The 16,067-nt window shown below is 55.2% G+C and carries 14 protein-coding genes; 12 read left to right on the forward strand and 2 right to left on the reverse strand.

From position 1 onward, the window contains the following. Together leuA and leuL are read right to left on the reverse strand one after the other, a co-directional pair. On the reverse strand, positions 1–1,569 hold the full coding sequence (gene leuA / locus ACFL9S_RS21070; protein ID WP_405263810.1) for a 2-isopropylmalate synthase: 1,569 nt from the start codon (positions 1,567–1,569) through the stop codon (positions 1–3). Positions 1,570–1,663: 94 nt separating this feature from the next. Next, entirely contained in the window at positions 1,664–1,762 is a 99-nt protein-coding gene (leuL, locus tag ACFL9S_RS21075; protein WP_197931253.1) for a leu operon leader peptide, read from the reverse strand. A gap of 458 nt (positions 1,763–2,220) precedes the next feature. Between leuL and ilvI the strand changes: the two genes are divergently transcribed. From ilvI to ftsW, 12 genes are all read left to right on the forward strand, one after another. Then, the gene (gene ilvI, locus ACFL9S_RS21080; RefSeq protein WP_405263811.1) at positions 2,221–3,945 is read left to right on the forward strand and encodes an acetolactate synthase 3 large subunit; all 1,725 of its coding nucleotides are present in this window, start codon (positions 2,221–2,223) and stop codon (positions 3,943–3,945) included. Between the two features lie 2 nt (positions 3,946–3,947). After that, complete coding sequence (gene ilvN, locus ACFL9S_RS21085; RefSeq protein WP_405263812.1) at positions 3,948–4,439, forward strand: acetolactate synthase small subunit; 492 nt, start codon at positions 3,948–3,950, stop codon at positions 4,437–4,439. A 161-nt stretch (positions 4,440–4,600) separates the two neighbouring features. Next, positions 4,601–5,611: a catabolite repressor/activator gene (cra, locus tag ACFL9S_RS21090; protein WP_405263813.1), complete on the forward strand. Its 1,011-nt coding sequence runs from the start codon at positions 4,601–4,603 to the stop codon at positions 5,609–5,611. A gap of 516 nt (positions 5,612–6,127) precedes the next feature. Next, on the forward strand, positions 6,128–6,586 hold the full coding sequence (mraZ, locus tag ACFL9S_RS21095; RefSeq protein ID WP_405263814.1) for a division/cell wall cluster transcriptional repressor MraZ: 459 nt from the start codon (positions 6,128–6,130) through the stop codon (positions 6,584–6,586). Positions 6,587–6,588: 2 nt separating this feature from the next. Then, complete coding sequence (gene rsmH / locus ACFL9S_RS21100; protein WP_405263815.1) at positions 6,589–7,530, forward strand: 16S rRNA (cytosine(1402)-N(4))-methyltransferase RsmH; 942 nt, start codon at positions 6,589–6,591, stop codon at positions 7,528–7,530. Further along, positions 7,527–7,847, forward strand: coding sequence for a cell division protein FtsL (gene ftsL / locus ACFL9S_RS21105; protein WP_133842308.1), 321 nt, complete (start codon positions 7,527–7,529; stop codon positions 7,845–7,847). The genes rsmH and ftsL overlap by 4 nt, the downstream gene beginning before the upstream one ends. Positions 7,848–7,862: 15 nt before the next feature. Further along, positions 7,863–9,629 carry a peptidoglycan glycosyltransferase FtsI gene (locus ACFL9S_RS21110; protein ID WP_405263816.1) on the forward strand — a complete coding sequence of 589 codons (1,767 nt, stop codon included), beginning with the start codon at positions 7,863–7,865 and terminating at the stop codon, positions 9,627–9,629. Further along, positions 9,616–11,103: a UDP-N-acetylmuramoyl-L-alanyl-D-glutamate--2,6-diaminopimelate ligase gene (gene murE / locus ACFL9S_RS21115; RefSeq protein ID WP_405263817.1), complete on the forward strand. Its 1,488-nt coding sequence runs from the start codon at positions 9,616–9,618 to the stop codon at positions 11,101–11,103. The genes ACFL9S_RS21110 and murE overlap by 14 nt, the downstream gene beginning before the upstream one ends. Further along, positions 11,100–12,461, forward strand: a complete 1,362-nt coding sequence (gene murF, locus ACFL9S_RS21120) for a UDP-N-acetylmuramoyl-tripeptide--D-alanyl-D-alanine ligase (RefSeq protein WP_405263818.1) — start codon at positions 11,100–11,102, stop codon at positions 12,459–12,461. The genes murE and murF overlap by 4 nt, the downstream gene beginning before the upstream one ends. Further along, positions 12,455–13,537 (forward strand): phospho-N-acetylmuramoyl-pentapeptide-transferase, encoded by a 1,083-nt coding sequence (gene mraY, locus ACFL9S_RS21125; protein ID WP_405263819.1) that lies wholly within the window; start codon positions 12,455–12,457, stop codon positions 13,535–13,537. Before murF ends, mraY begins: the two co-directional genes overlap by 7 nt. 2 nt (positions 13,538–13,539) lie before the next feature. Further along, positions 13,540–14,856 (forward strand): UDP-N-acetylmuramoyl-L-alanine--D-glutamate ligase, encoded by a 1,317-nt coding sequence (gene murD, locus ACFL9S_RS21130; RefSeq protein WP_405263820.1) that lies wholly within the window; start codon positions 13,540–13,542, stop codon positions 14,854–14,856. Beyond that, complete coding sequence (gene ftsW / locus ACFL9S_RS21135) at positions 14,856–16,064, forward strand: cell division protein FtsW (protein ID WP_405263821.1); 1,209 nt, start codon at positions 14,856–14,858, stop codon at positions 16,062–16,064. Before murD ends, ftsW begins: the two co-directional genes overlap by 1 nt. Positions 16,065–16,067 lie beyond the last annotated feature (3 nt).

Consider the following 16,067-nt stretch of genomic DNA (forward strand, 5'->3'; position numbering starts at 1 on the left):
TTATACGGCTTCCTTTTGGTCTTTGATCTGAGACTTACGCTGTAATTCCTGTTCAACCTGGCGAGCGCGCCAGATGGTGTTCAGTGCGTTTACCATCGCTTTAGCCGAGGATTCGACGATATCCGTCGCCAGGCCCACGCCGTGGAATTTGCGGCCGTTGTACTGCACCACGATATCCACCTGACCCAGTGCATCTTTACCGTGACCTTTGGCGGTCAGCTGATAGTTGATCAGCTCGGTATCGAAGCTGGTGATGCGGTTAATCGCCTGATAGACCGCATCTACCGGACCGTTACCGGTTGCCGCTTCTGTTTTCTGCTCGTCACCGCAGCCCAACTGCACGGTGGCGGTGGCAATCACGCTGGAGCCGGACTGCACATTGAAGGTATCCAGCGTGAAGTATTCTGGCTCTTCAGACTGCTTGTTGATAAATGCCAGCGCTTCCAGGTCGTAATCGAATACCTGACCTTTCTTATCGGCCAGCGCCTTGAACGCGTCGTACAGCGTATCCATGTTGTATTCGCTGTCGGTATAACCCATCTCTTCCATGCGGTGCTTCACGGCAGCACGTCCGGAACGTGAGGTCAGGTTTAACTGCACCTGTTTCAGGCCGATGGATTCCGGCGTCAGGATTTCGTAGTTTTCGCGATTCTTCAGCACGCCATCCTGGTGGATACCGGAAGAGTGAGCGAACGCGTTGGAGCCGATAATCGCTTTGTGTGCCGGGATAGGCATATTGCAGATTTTGCTGACGGTCTGGCAGGTGCGATAGATCTCCTGATGATTAATCCGCGTCTGCAGGTTCATCATCTGCCCGCGAGTTTTAATCGCCATAATCACTTCTTCCAGCGCACAGTTACCGGCGCGCTCACCCAGACCATTCATAGCGCCTTCAATCTGGCGGGCACCCGCGTTAACGGCGGCCAGCGCATTACCGACTGCCATCCCCAGGTCATCGTGGGTGTGAACAGACAAAATGGCTTTATCGATATTCGGCACGCGCTCACGCAGTGCGCTGAAGATGTTGGCATATTCGTACGGCAGCGTGTAGCCAACGGTATCAGGGATGTTGATGGTGGTGGCACCGGCATTGATAGCGGCTTCCACGACGCGGCACAGGTCATCAATCGGGGTACGTCCGCCATCCTCGCACGAGAATTCCACGTCATCCGTATAGTTACGTGCGCGTTTCACCATTTTGACCGCACGCTCAATCACTTCTGGCAGGGTACTGCGCAGTTTGGTGGCGATATGCATCGGTGAGGTGGCGAGGAAGGTGTGAATACGGTAGGCATCTGCAACGCGCAGCGCTTCATAGGCCGCGTCGATATCTTTTTCTACACAGCGTGCCAGGCCACAGACCCGGCTGTTTTTGATCTGACGGGCAATGGTCTGGACGGACTCAAAATCACCAGGAGACGACACCGGGAAACCGACCTCCATCACGTCAACACCCATGCGCTCGAGTGCCAGGGCAATTTGCAGTTTTTCTTTCACACTCAGGCTGGCCTGTAATGCCTGCTCGCCATCGCGCAGAGTGGTATCGAAAATAATGACTTGGTCGCTCATGGAATAGTTCCTTGTCTGGTTTACGTCGCCTGCTGCTGCGAGCATAAAAAAACCCGCGCATCGGCGCGGGTTTCTTAGGTTTTACAGGCCTGAATCAGTGATTGATTCCGCCCACCAGTCTACCGCGCAAAGAGGATGCGTTTAGTAGTAGACCGAGTAGGCGGTGGGTACGGATCATTGATTCAAACCTCATTAAATTCTTGCAGTGACTTTATTGATACCTGATAAATACCGGGGCTGTCAACCATCAATAACAATCCCCGGAGCGTGGAAATTATTTGGCTAGCCGGGCATTAAATGCCGCAGAGTTTTAATAACAAAACGATCACAATGCATATTTCTTCGTCGCAGAATAATCCGCTTTTAGAACGGGAAATAGTCAGTGTAATTGTCGATGGCAAGGGTCGGGGGGCAGAGGCTTAATTATCACTTTCCGCACATGTCGCAGGGTTTGTCGTTTGCCTGCCAACTTTTCTACGGTTATGGTATTTGCCATAACCTCAAAAAACTGGGGCTTTGCCCTGTACCTGGATTTTGGAAATGACTTCCACTATCTGAGCATAAAAAAAACAGGTTTTGACCTTATCTGCCGTCCGGTAACGTTATGCTGCCCGTGTCAGATAAATCAGCACCTTAAGCCTGGAGGCAAAAATGGAGATGTTGTCAGGAGCCGAGATGGTGGTCCGATCGTTAATCGATCAGGGCGTAAAACATGTATTCGGCTATCCCGGCGGAGCGGTCCTCGATATCTATGACGCTCTGCAAACCGTTGGTGGTGTGGATCATATCCTTGTCCGTCACGAGCAGGGCGCTGTGCATATGGCCGACGGCTACGCACGTGCAACCGGCGATGTTGGTGTGGTGCTGGTCACCTCAGGACCCGGTGCAACCAATGCCATTACTGGCATCGCTACCGCTTATATGGACTCCATCCCGATGGTGGTGCTATCCGGCCAGGTGATGTCTTCCCTGATCGGCTACGACGCCTTCCAGGAGTGCGACATGGTGGGTATTTCCCGCCCGGTGGTCAAACACAGCTTTATGGTGAAACGGGTAGAAGATATCCCGACCATTATGAAGAAAGCGTTCTGGCTGGCAGCCAGTGGTCGTCCCGGCCCGGTGGTGGTTGACCTGCCTAAAGATATGATGAGCCCGGCGAATAAGCTGCCGTATGTCTGGCCTGATGAAGTCAGCATGCGTTCATACAACCCGACGACTCAGGGCCACAAAGGCCAGATTAAACGCGCGCTGCAAACTCTGCTGGCCGCGAAAAAGCCAGTAATCTATGCCGGTGGCGGTGTGATTAATGCGGTTTGCCATGACGAACTGCGCCAGCTGGCTGAAACGCTGAATATTCCGGTAACCACCTCACTGATGGGCCTGGGCGCATTCCCAGGTACGCACCGCCAGTGTGTGGGCATGCTGGGCATGCATGGCACCTATGAAGCCAACATGACAATGCACAACTCCGATGTGATCTTCGCGGTAGGTGTGCGTTTTGATGACCGTACCACTAACAATCTGGCGAAATACTGCCCGAATGCTACGGTGCTGCATATCGATATCGATCCGACGTCGATCTCGAAAACAGTTCCTGCGGATGTGCCGATCGTGGGTGATGCCAAACTGGTTCTGCAACAGATGCTGGAACTGTTGGCACAAAGCGATGTGCAGCAGAATTACGACAGCGTTCGTGACTGGTGGCAGAGCATCGATCAATGGCGTTCACGTCAGTGCCTCGAGTTCGACCGCACCAGCGATAAGATCAAACCGCAGGCGGTTATCGAAACGATTTGCCGCCTGACAAACGGCGAGGCTTACGTTACGTCTGACGTGGGTCAGCACCAGATGTTTGCTGCGCTCTATTATCAGTTTGATAAACCACGTCGCTGGATCAACTCCGGTGGCCTGGGCACGATGGGCTTTGGCCTGCCGGCTGCGCTGGGCGTGAAGCTGGCTCTGCCGCAGGAAACCGTGGTGTGTGTCACTGGCGATGGCAGTATTCAGATGAATATCCAGGAGCTGTCTACCGCGTTGCAGTACGGCATTCCGGTACTGGTGCTGAATCTGAACAACCGTGTCCTGGGCATGGTGAAGCAGTGGCAGGACATGATTTATTCCGGTCGCCATTCACAGTCTTATATGGAATCGCTCCCTGATTTTGTTCGCCTGGCGGAAGCTTATGGTCACGTAGGTATCTCCATCAGCCATCCTGACGAACTGGAATCGAAGCTGGCAGAAGCGCTGGAGCATCTGGGCCGCGAACGGCTGGTGTTTGTTGACGTTAACGTTGACGGTACGGAACACGTTTACCCGATGCATATTCGCGGTGGCGGTATGGACGAAATGTGGTTGAGCAAAACGGAGAGGACGTAACTATGCGTCGTGTATTATCGGTTCTGCTGGAAAACGAATCCGGCGCATTGTCCCGCGTGGTAGGCCTTTTCTCCCAGCGCGGCTACAACATTGAAAGCCTGACCGTGGCACCGACGGACGATCCGACGCTGTCGCGCATGACGATTCAGACCGTGGGTGACCAAAAGGTACTGGAACAGATCGAGAAGCAGCTGCACAAGCTGGTTGATGTGCTGCGCGTGAGTGAACTCGGGCAGGGCGCCTTCGTCGAGCGTGAGATCATGCTGGTGAAGATCCAGGCCAGCGGCTACGGCCGTGAAGAGGTCAAACGCTGTGCTGATATTTTCCGTGGTCAGATTGTCGATGTTACGCCATCGCTTTACACGGTTCAGCTTGCGGGCACCAGCGACAAGCTGGACGCTTTCCTTAGCGCCGTACGTGAAGTCGCGGAAATCGTTGAAGTTGCGCGTTCAGGTATTGTTGGTGTGGCGCGCGGCGAGCGCATTATGCGCTGATTGCTTCCGACCCGAATCCCGATTGTTTGTTAACCCGGCGTAATGCCGGGTTTTTTTATTTTGTCACAAAGCCCCTGTCGCAGATGAAAAGCGGTTGCTCGCTAAACTATTCTGCGGTTAGATGTTACAAATACTAATCCATAGCGAATTGTGGGGTTATTGTGAAACTGGATGAAATTGCGCGCCTCGCGGGTGTTTCGCGCACAACGGCCAGCTACGTCATTAATGGCAAGGCCAAGCAGTATCGTGTCAGCGATAAAACCGTCGAGAAGGTTATGGCGGTGGTGCGTGAGCATAATTACCATCCGAATGCAGTGGCTGCGGGGTTACGTGCCGGGCGCACACGTTCGATAGGGCTGGTTATTCCTGATCTGGAAAATACCAGCTACACAAGGATTGCGAACTATCTGGAGCGTCAGGCGCGCCAGCGTGGCTACCAGTTGCTGATCGCCTGTTCGGAAGATCAGCCTGATAACGAAATGCGCTGCGTTGAACACCTGCTGCAACGCCAGGTCGATGCCATTATTGTTTCTACCTCTTTGCCGCCGGAGCACCCGTTTTATCAGCGCTGGATTAACGATCCACTGCCGATCATTGCTCTGGACCGTGCGCTGGATCGTGAGCACTTTACCAGCGTGGTGGGTGCCGATCAGGATGATGCCGAAGCACTGGGCGCGGAATTGCGTAAGCTGCCCGCAAAATCCGTGCTGTTCCTGGGCGCGTTGCCGGAACTTTCCGTCAGCTTCCTGCGTGAGTTAGGCTTTCGTGATGCGTGGAAAGGCGATGAACGGCCGATCGACTACATCTATGCCAACAGTTTCGAGCGCAGTGCCGCCGCCGCATTATTTGAGAAATACCTGGAAACCCATGAGATGCCTGAGGCGCTGTTTACCACCTCTTTCGGCCTGTTGCAGGGCGTGATGGATGTGACGCTGCGTCGCGAAGGGCGGCTTCCGCAGGATTTGGCCATCGCCACGTTTGGCGATCATGAGCTACTGGACTTCCTCGACTGCCCGGTGCTGGCCGTAGGTCAGCGGCACCGCGATGTTGCCGAGCGTGTACTTGAGTTGGTGCTTGCCAGCCTGGATGAACCGCGTAAACCTAAACCAGGCCTGACGCGAATCCGCCGTAATCTTTATCGCCGTGGGCGTTTAAACCGTAAAGCAAACTGAAAAACCAGGGCAGCGAAAGCTGCCTTTTTCTTATCTGTCTAAAATGTTGGGTACAATTTAGCCATGATGGTGGAGAGCGGTCAGGTAAATAAAAGTAAAAAGATCGGTGGAATGTCAGTATCTGATTATAAAGCCTGACGTTTATAAATACTCTCTTACCTGAGTTGTCACGGTTCCTGCGCTGTAACTGGGGCTGTGCTGGGAAAGTTTTAAGAAATAACTTAAAATGCCGCCCACGTCGCAAAGCGGGCAGCTTATTTTTTGGCGATGAGAAAGTGGTAAGTTTTTGAGAAATTGACAAGCCCGTGAGAATTTCCTGCCATTATTCATTAGTTTATTTTTAAATTTCCTCTTCAGGTCGTTTGTTTTTAACTTCTCCGCATTTTACCTCACGAAGAAATAATGCCAATCAGCCATTGCTGCGGCTTGACAATGTTTTCCTCTGCTCCGTACACTCTTTGGTGGGAATTTGTGGAGTTAAGTGGTGAACTTGGTTAACTGGGGGGTGAGGCTGGCATGTTCCGAGGAGCAACGTTAGTCAATCTCGACAGCAAAGGGCGGCTTGCCGTGCCAACGCGTTATCGCGAAACGCTGATCGGGGAATCACAAGGGCAAATGGTTTGTACCATTGACCTCCACCAGCCATGCCTGTTGCTTTACACTCTGCCCGAATGGGAAGTTATTGAACAAAAGCTGTCTCGTTTATCCAGCATGAACCCAGCGGAGCGCCGTGTACAACGCCTGTTGTTGGGGCACGCCAGTGAATGCCAGATGGATAACGCAGGACGCCTACTGCTGGCGAATACCCTTCGTCAACACGCGAGCCTGACAAAAGAAGTGATGCTGGTTGGACAGTTCAACAAGTTTGAACTGTGGGATGAACAGACTTGGTATCAACAAGTCAAGGAAGATATTGACGCAGAGCAGTCCTCTCAGGCGCCTTTGTCTGACCGGCTACAGGATTTGTCTTTATAGTTATGCAGGATACTTTTAAACACACCACAGTGCTGTTAGACGAGGCGGTAAACGGCCTCAATATTCAACCTGACGGCATCTACATTGATGGCACCTTTGGGCGCGGTGGACATTCACGCCTGATCCTCTCCCAACTGGGTGAGCAGGGACGTTTGTATGCCATCGACCGCGATCCGCAGGCTATTGCAGCCGCTGCTGAGATCACCGACCCACGCTTCAACATTATTCATGGCCCTTTTTCCGCGCTGGCAGAGTATGCCGAAGAGCGTGGGCTCACCGGGAAAATCGATGGGATCCTGCTTGATCTCGGGGTTTCGTCACCGCAGCTGGATGATGCCGAACGTGGCTTCTCCTTTATGCGCGACGGGCCACTGGATATGCGTATGGACCCAACGCGCGGTCAGTCGGCGGCCGAATGGCTGCTGAAAGCAGAAGAAACAGACATTGTCTTTGTGCTGAAAACCTTTGGTGAAGAGCGTTTTGCCAAGCGTATCGCGCGCGCCATTGTTGAGCGTAACCGCGAACAGCCAATGACCCGAACCAAAGAGTTGGCCGACGTGATCTATGCGGCAACGCCGGTGAAAGACAAGTTTAAACACCCTGCCACGCGTAGCTTCCAGGCGATCCGTATCTGGGTGAACAGTGAGCTGGAAGAGATTGAGCAGGCGCTGAAAGGTGCGCTGAGTGCGCTATCACCCGGTGGACGATTGTCGGTGATCAGCTTCCACTCTCTGGAAGACCGCATTGTGAAGCGTTTTATGCGCGAGCAGAGCCGTGGTCCTCAGGTGCCTCACGGTATCCCGATGACCGAAGCGCAGCTGAACAGCCTGGGCGGACGTCGTCTGAAAGCCTTGGGGAAAATGATGCCTGGCGATGCTGAAGTCGGTGAGAACCCGCGCGCGCGCAGTTCCGTACTGCGTATTGCGGAGCGCACGGAGTCATGATCGGCAACGAGCGTCACAGCTTGCCAGGTGTGATCGGTGGGGACCTGCTGCGCCATGGCAAGATCCCATTGATCCTTCTGGTTGCTTCGCTGGTTTCAGCCGTGCTGGTGGTGACGACGGCGCACAAAACGCGCCTGCTGACCGCACAGCGTGAGCAGCTGGTGCTGGAACGTGACGCTCTTGATATCGAGTGGCGCAACCTCATCCTTGAAGAGAATGCACTGGGCGATCATAGCCGGGTGGAGCGCACAGCAACGGAAAAACTTCAGATGCAACACGTTGATCCTTCCCAGGAAAATATTGTGGTACAGCAATAAGGACACACGGACTTAATGAGAGCAGCAACCAAGACGCAAAAGTCGAAACGCCCGGAAGATCAGGCCAGCTTTGTAAGCTGGCGTTTTGCGTTGCTGTGTGGCTGTATTTTTCTGGCGTTGGCAGGTTTGCTACTGCGGGTTGCGTATCTTCAGGTTATTAACCCTGACCGCCTGGTACGCGAAGGGGATATGCGCTCGCTGCGCGTTCAGGCCATCCCGACCTCGCGCGGCATGATCAGCGACCGTGCAGGCCGACCACTGGCGGTCAGCGTGCCGGTCAATGCTATCTGGGCCGATCCGAAAGAACTGCATAACAAAGGCGGTATTACGCTCGACAGTCGCTGGAAAGCCCTGTCCGATGCGCTCTCTATCCCCCTTGACCAGCTGGCGGCACGTGTTAATGCCAACCCGAATGGCCGCTTTGTGTATCTGGCTCGTCAAGTGAATCCTGCCATTGGCGATTACATCAAAAAACTCAAACTGCCGGGTATCTTCCTGCGTGAAGAGTCACGCCGCTATTACCCTGCCGGGCAGGTTACCTCCCATCTGATTGGTTTCACTAACATCGATGGACAGGGTATTGAAGGCGTTGAGAAAAGTTTTGATAAGTGGCTCACCGGTCAGCCGGGTGAACGTACGGTGCGTAAAGACCGTTTCGGCCGTGTGATTGAAGATATTTCCACGGTAGACAGCCAGGCGGCACATAACCTGGCGTTGAGCATCGACGAACGCCTCCAGGCCCAGGTCTATCGCGAGCTGAATAATGCTGTGGCGTTTAACAAAGCGGAATCAGGTACGGCGGTGCTGGTGGATGTAAACACGGGCGAAGTGCTGGCGATGGCAAACAGCCCGGCCTACAACCCCAATAACCTGGCTGGCACCACCAAAGATGTGATGCGTAACCGCGCTATCACCGATATTTTCGAACCGGGTTCAACCGTCAAACCGATGGTGGTGATGGCCGCGCTGCAACGTGGCGTCGTGCGTGAAGGCAGCGTATTGAACACGGTACCTTACCGGATTAACGGCCATGAGATTAAAGACGTGGCGCGTTACAGCGAATTGACCCTGACCGGGGTACTACAGAAGTCGTCTAACGTCGGTGTTTCACGACTGGCGTTAGCGATGCCGTCCAGCGCGTTAGTGGATACTTACTCACGTTTTGGGTTAGGCAAAGCGACCAATTTGGGGTTGGTCGGAGAAAGCAGTGGCTTATATCCTCAAAAACAACGGTGGTCTGACATAGAGAGGGCCACCTTCTCTTTCGGCTATGGGCTAATGGTAACGCCGTTACAGTTAGCGCGAGTCTACGCAACAATGGGCAGCTACGGCATCTATCGCCCATTGTCGATTACCAAAGTTGACCCGCCAGTGGCGGGTCAACGCATTTTCCCTGAATCGCAGGTGCGCACCGTATTGCACATGATGGAAAGCGTTGCTCTGCCCGGTGGCGGTGGCGTGAAAGCCGCGATCAAGGGTTACCGTATTGCCATTAAAACCGGTACAGCGAAGAAAGTTGGCCCGGATGGTAAGTACGTGAACAAATACATTGCTTATACCGCTGGTGTTGCACCAGCCAGCAACCCTCGTTTTGCACTGGTGGTGGTGATTAACGATCCCCAGGCGGGCAAATATTACGGCGGTGCGGTATCTGCACCCGTGTTTGGCGCCATCATGGGCGGTGTATTGCGCACCATGAACGTTGAACCGGATGCGCTACCCACCAGTGACAAGAACGAGATGGTAACTAACAAGAATGAGGGATCGAGTGACCGATCGTAATCTGCGCGACTTACTGGCCCCCTGGGTGCCTGGCGCACCGGAGCTCCCACTGCGTGAAATGACGCTGGACAGCCGTATTGCGGCATCCGGCGATTTGTTTGTGGCGATAAAAGGCCACGCGGCCGACGGGCGCCGTTTTATTCCTCAGGCGATTGCCCAGGGCGTGGCGGCAGTGATTGCCGAAGCCGAAGGTGAAGCAGAAGACGGACAGATCGTGCAGATGCACGGTGTGCCGGTGATCTTCCTCGCACAGCTTTCTCAGCGTCTGTCGGCGCTGGCCGGGCGTTTTTATCAGCAGCCGGGTGAGAAACTGAAGCTGATTGGCGTCACGGGCACGAACGGAAAAACCACCATCACTCAATTGCTGGCTCAGTGGGCGCAGTTGCTGGGCGAAACCGGTGCGGTGATGGGTACGGTAGGTAACGGCGTCTACGGACAGCTTGCGCCTGCGGAAAATACCACGGGCTCGGCGGTGGATGTACAGCACCTTCTGGCCTCGCTGGTGAGCAAAGGCGCCACGCTGGCAGCGATGGAAGTCTCTTCACATGGCCTGGTGCAGCACCGTGTGGCTGCTCTGCCGTTTGCGGCGGCCGCGTTCACTAACCTGAGCCGCGATCACCTCGACTATCACGGTGATATGACGCGCTACGAAGCGGCTAAATGGCTGCTGTTCTCCGAGCATCAGGTGGGCCAGGCGATCATCAATGCTGACGACGAGGTGGGTCGCCGCTGGTTGGAAAAACTGCCGGATGCCGTTGCGGTCACGATGGAAAATAATTTACAGCCGGCTTGCCGTGGGCGCTGGCTGAAAGCAACAGACGTTCATTACCACGATGGTGGTGCCTCCGTGCGCTTTGAATCCAGCTGGGGTAACGGCGAAATTGAAAGCCGCCTGATGGGCGCATTTAACGTCAGCAATTTGCTGGTGGCACTGGCGACGTTGCTGTCTCTGGATTATCCGCTGGCGGCACTGACCTCTACAGCCCGGCAGCTGCTGCCAGTGACCGGGCGTATGGAAGTGTTCAGCGCACCGGGCAAACCGACGGTGGTGGTGGATTATGCCCACACGCCAGATGCGCTGGAAAAAGCGCTGGCAGCCGCGCGTTTGCACTGTAAAGGCCAGCTGTGGTGCCTGTTTGGCTGCGGTGGTGACCGTGACAAAGGTAAACGTCCGCTGATGGGGGCGATTGCTGAGCAGTTTGCCGATGTCGTGGTGATTACTGACGACAACCCGCGCAGTGAAGATCCGGCGGCGATTGTTGCGGATGTACTGAGTGGGCTGCTGGATGCGGGTCGTGCACGCGTGGTGATGGGACGTGCGCAAGCCGTCACTAACACCGTGATGCAGGCGCAGGAAGGCGACATTGTACTGGTGGCCGGTAAAGGCCATGAAGATTATCAGATCATCGGCAACCAGCGTTTTGATTACTCCGACCGTGTGACCGTCGCCCGTCTGCTGGGGGTGCTCGCGTGATTGCTTTTACGCTGCAGCAACTGGCAGACATCACTGGCGGCACGCTGTATGGCGGCGATCTGACGATCGATGCGGTCACCACGGATACCCGCAAGGTCACCGCAGGCTGCCTGTTTATCGCCCTGAAAGGCGAGCGATTTGATGCGCATGACTTTGTTGCTGATGCGCTCACTGCCGGGGCACTGGCGCTACTGGTGAGTAAACACTTACCTGCCGCTGTGCCGCAGGTGGTGGTGGCGGATACCCGCATTGCACTGGGTCAGCTGGCTGGCTGGGTGCGCCAGCAGTCAGGTGCCCGCGTTGTGGCGCTGACCGGCTCTTCTGGCAAGACCTCTGTCAAAGAGATGACGGCCGCTATCCTGCGTGAATGCGGCGAGACGCTGTATACCGCTGGAAACCTGAATAACGATATCGGCGTGCCGCTGACCTTGCTGCGTCTGACAACCGATCATCAGTATGCGGTGATTGAACTGGGGGCTAACCACCAGGGCGAGATCGCGTACACCACCGAGCTGACCCGCCCGGAAACGGCGCTGGTAAATAACCTTGCTGCCGCGCACCTGGAAGGTTTCGGATCGCTGGCGGGCGTGGCGAAAGCCAAAGGTGAAATTTTTAACGGTCTGCCGCTTCATGGCACAGCCATTATCAACAGCGACAGCAATGACTGGCCGCACTGGCAGCAGACGCTGCATGCCAAAACGGTCTGGCGTTTTTCGCCAGAGCAGCAGGCTGACAGTGATTTTTATGCCACGGATGTGACGTTTAGCACCCAGGGCACGCATTTCACCCTGCACACCCCGCAAGGTGATGTGGGCGTTATGCTGCCGCTGCCGGGGCGTCACAATATTGCTAATGCGCTTGCCGCCAGTGCGCTGGCGTTATCGGTTGGCGCACCGCTGAGTGCGGTACAGCAGGGGCTGAGTTCGCTGAAAGCTGTTCCGGGGCGTTTGTTCCCGGTGGCATTGAATGCAGAGCAGTTACTGCTGGACGACAGCTACAACGCCAACGTGGGTTCCATGACAGCCGCAGCACAGGTACTGGCTGAGATGCCGGGCTATCGCGTGATGATTGTCGGCGATATGGGCGAGCTGGGCGCTGAGGCCGCAGAGTGCCACCGCCAGGTGGGCGCAGCCATACAGGCTGCAGGTATCGACAAAGTATTAAGTGTAGGTTCACTCAGCCAGGGCATCTCTGATGCCAGCGGTGTCGGTGAACACTTCCGCGATAAGACGGCACTCAGCGCACGTGCACGTGAGCTGCTGTCACAACATCAACAGATTACCGTATTGGTTAAAGGTTCGCGCAGTGCTGCGATGGAGCAGGTTGTGCAAACCTTACAGGAGAAAGGCGCATGTTAGTCTGGCTGGCCGAGCATCTGGTCACATTTTATTCTGGCTTTAACGTCTTTTCATATCTGACGTTTCGCGCCATCGTCAGCCTGCTGACCGCGCTGTTTATCTCCTTGTGGATGGGGCCGCGTATGATCGCCCGTCTGCAGGAAATGTCTTTTGGTCAGGTTGTGCGTAATGACGGCCCTGAATCCCATTTCAGCAAGCGCGGTACGCCGACGATGGGCGGGATTATGATCCTCACGGCCATCACGATTTCCGTGCTGCTGTGGGCCTATCCTTCCAATCCGTATGTCTGGTGCGTGCTGTTCGTGTTGTTAGGCTATGGCGCCGTTGGCTTTGTGGATGACTATCGTAAAGTCGTGCGTAAAGACACCAAGGGTCTTATTGCCCGCTGGAAATACTTCTGGCAGTCGGTGATTGCGCTGGCTGCGGCTTTCGTGATGTACATGATCGGCAAGGATACCCCGGCGACCGAGCTGGTGGTGCCGTTCTTTAAAGACGTGATGCCACAGCTGGGGCTGATGTATCTGCTGCTGGCTTACTTTGTGATTGTCGGCACCAGCAACGCGGTCAATTTGACCGATGGCCTGGATGGCCTGGCGATTATGCCGACCGTATTCGTTGCTGCGGGCTTTGCCCTTGTGGCCTGGGCGACGGGTAACGTCAAGTTTGCTGAGTACCTGCATATCCCGTATCTGCGCCATGCCGGTGAGCTGGTGATTGTTTGTACCGCGATTGTCGGTGCGGGCTTAGGTTTCCTGTGGTTCAACACCTACCCGGCACAGGTCTTTATGGGTGATGTGGGTTCACTGGCGCTGGGTGGCGCGCTGGGAACCATCGCCGTGCTGCTGCGCCAGGAGTTCCTGCTGGTGATTATGGGCGGTGTGTTTGTGGTGGAAACCCTGTCGGTGATCCTGCAGGTCGGGTCGTTCAAATTACGCGGGCAACGTATTTTCCGCATGGCGCCGATCCACCATCACTATGAATTGAAAGGCTGGCCAGAACCTCGTGTCATCGTGCGCTTCTGGATCATTTCTCTGATGCTGGTGCTGATTGGCCTGGCAACACTGAAGGTGCGTTAATTATGGCTGACTATCAGGGTAAAAAAGTGGTCATTATCGGGTTGGGCCTGACGGGTCTCTCCTGTGTTGATTTCTTTGTCTCACGCGGCGTAACGCCACGCGTGATGGATACCCGTGTCGTGCCTCCAGGGTTGGAAAAACTACCGGAAAATGTCGAGCGCTGGTTGGGATCGTTAAATGACGACTGGCTGCAAAGTGCCGATCTGATTGTTGCCAGCCCGGGTATGGCGCTGGCCCATCCGTCGCTGATGGATGCGGCAGATGCCGGTGTGGAAATCGTTGGCGATATCGAGCTGTTCTGTCGTGAAGCGCAGGCACCGATTGTCGCTATCACCGGTTCCAATGGTAAAAGCACCGTCACAACGCTGGTCGGAGAAATGGCGAAAGCGGCGGGCTGGCAGGTTGGCGTCGGTGGCAATATTGGTCTGCCGGCGTTGATGCTGCTGAACAACCCCGCGCAGCTGTATGTGCTTGAACTTTCGAGCTTTCAGCTGGAAACTACCCACAGTCTGCAGGCGGCGGCGGCCACGATCCTTAACGTCACTGAAGATCATATGGATCGCTATCCGCTGGGCATGCAGCAGTATCGCGCCGCCAAATTACGCATTTATGAAAATGCCGCCGTCTGCGTGGTTAACGCTGATGATGCGATGACCATGCCGGTACGCGGAGCGGATAAACGTTGTGTCAGTTTTGGTGCTGATGTGGGCGATTATCATCTTAACCGCCAGCAGGGGAGTATCTGGCTGCGAGTGAAAGGCGAGAAAGTCTTAAACACCGACGAAATGCACCTCGTCGGTCAGCATAACTATACCAATGCCCTGGCGGCACTGGCGCTGGCCGATGCTGTTGGCCTGCCGCGTGCTACCAGCCTGAAAGCGTTAACCACCTTTGGTGGCCTGCCACACCGCTTCCAGCTGGTGCATGAGCACAACGGCGTACGCTGGATTAATGATTCCAAAGCCACCAATGTCGGCAGTACAGAAGCTGCGCTGAATGGTTTACAGGTGAAAGGAACGCTCTGGTTGCTGCTGGGGGGGGATGGCAAGTCGGCTGACTTCAGCGCGCTGAGTCGCTATTTGCAGGGCGACCGTATCCGTATTTATTGCTTTGGCCGTGACGGTGAGGCGCTGGCCGCCTTGCGCCCGGAAATTGCCGTGCAGACGGACACGATGGCTGAAGCGATGCAGCAGATCGCCAACAACGTTCAGCCTGGCGATCTGGTGCTGCTCTCTCCGGCCTGCGCCAGTCTCGATCAGTTTAAGAACTTTGAGCAGCGTGGTGACCTCTTCGCTCAACTGGCGCGGGAGGCAAACTGATGCGTGTTCCGGGTCTGAGCCTGGCCGGTGGCCTGTCCGAACGCCTGAAGTCCTGGGTAATGGGATCGCGTGAAAGTGATACCAACTCTATTGTGCTGTATGACCGTACTCTGCTGTGGCTGACGTTTGGCCTGGCGATTATTGGTTTCGTGATGGTGACGTCCGCGTCGATGCCGGTAGGGCAGCGCCTGTCTGACGACCCGTTCTATTTTGCCAAGCGTGACGCCTTCTATCTGCTGCTGGCGCTGGGGATGTCACTGGTCACCCTGCGTGTCCCGATGGATTTCTGGCAGCGTTACAGCAACATCATGCTGCTGGCCTCCGTGTTGATGCTGCTGATCGTGCTGGTGGTGGGTAGCTCAGTTAACGGGGCATCGCGCTGGATTGCTCTTGGACCACTGCGTATTCAGCCTGCGGAATTATCGAAGCTGACGCTGTTCTGTTACCTCGCCAGCTACCTGGTGCGCAAGGTAGAGGAAGTGCGTAACAACTTCTGGGGCTTCTGTAAGCCAATGGGCGTGATGGTGGTGCTGGCCGTGTTGCTGCTGGCTCAGCCTGATCTCGGTACGGTGGTGGTGCTGTTTGTCACTACGCTGGCCATGCTGTTCCTGGCGGGGGCGAAACTGTGGCAGTTCCTGGCGATTATCGGCTCCGGTATTTTTGCCGTCTGCCTGCTGATTGTTGCTGAACCTTACCGAATGCGTCGCGTGACCTCTTTCTGGAACCCCTGGGAAGATCCGTTCGGCAGTGGTTACCAGTTAACCCAATCGCTGATGGCTTTTGGTCGAGGCGAGTTCTGGGGGCAGGGATTAGGTAACTCTGTGCAAAAACTGGAGTATTTACCGGAGGCACACACCGATTTTATCTTCTCGATTCTCGGCGAAGAACTGGGTTATATCGGTGTGGTTTTAGCTCTGTTAATGGTATTCTTCGTCGCTTTTCGCGCGATGTCCATCGGACGTCGTGCGCTAGAGCTCGATCAGCGGTTTTCGGGCTTTCTGGCCTGTTCTATCGGTGTCTGGTTTAGCTTCCAGGCGCTGGTGAATGTTGGGGCCGCCGCGGGCATGTTACCGACCAAAGGTCTGACGTTGCCGCTGATCAGCTACGGTGGTTCGAGTTTGATTATTATGTCGACCGCTATCGTATTTTTATTACGTATAGATTATGAAACGCGTCTGGCGAAAGCGCAGGCGTTTAGCAGAGGGTAGTCG

Source organism: Erwinia sp. AnSW2-5 (assembly GCF_045107195.1).
Lineage (GTDB): Bacteria > Pseudomonadota > Gammaproteobacteria > Enterobacterales > Enterobacteriaceae > Erwinia.